At 63.3% G+C, this 1,995-nt stretch carries 4 protein-coding genes; all 4 read right to left on the reverse strand.

Features of this window, described 5'->3' with window-relative positions; all coding sequences use genetic code 11:
- Positions 1-750: YbaY family lipoprotein (locus EN984_RS32620; protein WP_127384262.1), on the reverse strand; the 750-nt coding region annotated here is incomplete at its 3' end.
- Between the two features lie 110 nt (positions 751-860).
- Positions 861-1,337 carry a molybdenum cofactor biosynthesis protein MoaE gene (locus EN984_RS32625; protein ID WP_127267617.1) on the reverse strand — a complete coding sequence of 159 codons (477 nt, stop codon included), beginning with the start codon at positions 1,335-1,337 and terminating at the stop codon, positions 861-863.
- 1 nt (position 1,338) lies between these two features.
- Positions 1,339-1,596 carry a molybdopterin converting factor subunit 1 gene (moaD, locus tag EN984_RS32630; protein WP_127267618.1) on the reverse strand — a complete coding sequence of 86 codons (258 nt, stop codon included), beginning with the start codon at positions 1,594-1,596 and terminating at the stop codon, positions 1,339-1,341.
- Between the two features lies 1 nt (position 1,597).
- On the reverse strand, positions 1,598-1,995 hold a 398-nt coding region (locus EN984_RS32635), incomplete at its 5' end, for a CDP-alcohol phosphatidyltransferase family protein (protein ID WP_127384263.1).

A 1,995-nucleotide genomic window follows, 5' to 3' on the forward strand; every position in this document is an offset into this window, starting at 1 on the left:
GAAGCGCAGGATCTCGCGGCCATCCTTGTCGACAATGATGAGCTTTCCGGCATCGACACGGTATGACGCCGCCTTGGCCAACGCATCGAACAGCGCCTTTTCCTCGGCCATCACCTCGGGCGCACAGGCCTTGTAGGTCGAGCCGATGTCCCTGATCGCGATCGTTTGGCCATCGAGTTTGGCGGTGGCGAAATAGGTGTTGCAGGGGCCGCTGCCGCCCGCCTTGCCGGCCCCGCTGACCCTGAACGTCGCTTGCGGGGCACTAATAGCGCCGATGCCGTCGATATAGTCGACCAGCCAGAGCTGGTCGAAGACGGAAGCCGTCGGCTCGGCACTCGGGGTGACCATCTTCAGCATGATGGTCTGCGGCACGTCGGCCAACGGATCGACCTGATGGCGCATATCGGAGATGAACAGCAGCTTGTCGTCGACGGTGATGCGGGCTTGCAACGCGTAAGTCATCTGCGACCGGATGACCGAAGGGTCGAATTTGATCTCGAAGCTGATCGGCACCTGGCCTGCCGGCTTTACTTGCTGCTCACCGATGATGGTGGCCGGCGCGTCGGCCAGCGACACGTCCGCCAGCTGGACGGAGAGCACGGCACTGGGCGGCAAGGCAATGCGCTCGCGATAGATCACCTCGCCTCTCACGGCCCTTTCAGCGGCAACAGACTGCTCCGGAACGGCCAATATGCCGACGACCAGAGGCACGAAACCGAAGATCAAGAACTCCGCGATCCTGTCCAGCATGACCATCTCCCTCACCCCGGGCTGCCAATGCCCCGGGCTGCCAATGCCGAGGCTGACCAATCCCGCCAATTGGCCAAAGGATTGCGGTCAATGCATGGCTGCGGCGGATCTTATTCGGACTGATACCAGCGTTGCGCGGCGTTTGCATCGGCTTCCTTGGCCTCGACCCAGCCACCCTCCGAGCCGTCAGCCCGATGCTCCTTCTTCCAGAAAGGCGCGCGCGATTTGAGATAGTCCATCAGAAAATTCGCCGCCTCGAACGCCGCATGGCGATGCGCCGAGGCTGCCACCACCAGCACGATGTTCTCGCCGGGCGCGATCTTCCCGTGGCGGTGGATGGCGGTGAGCCCCTGCAATGGCCAACGCTCGACCGCTTCAACAGCGATGCGGGCGATTTCCGCTTCGGCCATGCCGGGGTAGTGTTCGAGCTCGAGCGCTGAGAGCGCGCCCTGCTCGTCGCGGCAAAGGCCGGAGAAGGTCACCACGGCGCCGATATCGGCGCGGCCTTGCGTCAGTCTGGCGATCTCGGCGGCGACGTCAAAATCCTGGCGCTGAATGCGCACGACAGGCAAGACCGCGCCGCTCATGTCAGCCCCCGGTCATCGGCGGGAACAGCGCGATTTCGCGGGCGCCCGCGATCTTCTCGCGGTGCTCGACATGTTCCTGGTTGATGGCGACGCGGATCACGTCGGGATATTGCAGAGCGTGCTCGTAGCCATCGCCGCGCGATTTCAGCCAGCGCAGGAGATCGGTCACCGTCTCGATGCCCGCAGGCAGGTCGACATCCTCCTCAGCCATGCCGATGCGTTCGCGCACCCAGGCAAAATAGATGAGCCGTGTCGTCATCTCACTCGTCCATGATGTGCTTGAGGCCGGCGCGGAAATAATCGTAGCCGGTGTAGAGCGTGACCAACGCCGCGATCCACAGCAGAACCAGCCCGGTCTGCGTGGTCAGCGGAAAGATCTTGTCGCCGGCCGGTCCGGCCAAGAGGAACGCTATGGCGACCATCTGGATCGCGGTTTTCCATTTTGCCAACTGCGTCACCGGCACCGAGACTTTCAGCGCCGCCAGATACTCGCGCAGGCCCGAAACCAGGATTTCACGGCACAGGATGATGATCGCCGCCCACAACGACCAGCCGGCAATGCCCGCATGGCGATCGGTATCGGCGGCCAGCAGCAGCAGGCATGTGGCGACCAGCAGCTTGTCGGCGATCGGGTCGAGCATCTTGCCGATGTTGGAGG

It is taken from the genome of Mesorhizobium sp. M7A.F.Ca.CA.004.12.1.1 (assembly GCF_003997835.1).
Classification (GTDB): domain Bacteria; phylum Pseudomonadota; class Alphaproteobacteria; order Rhizobiales; family Rhizobiaceae; genus Mesorhizobium.

Coding starts and splice junctions, on each gene's coding strand:
- EN984_RS32625 (WP_127267617.1), bottom strand. CDS start 1,337: ATGAGCGGCGCGGTCTTGCCTGTCGTGCGCATTCAGCGCCAGGATTTT.
- moaD (WP_127267618.1), bottom strand. CDS start 1,596: ATGACGACACGGCTCATCTATTTTGCCTGGGTGCGCGAACGCATCGGC.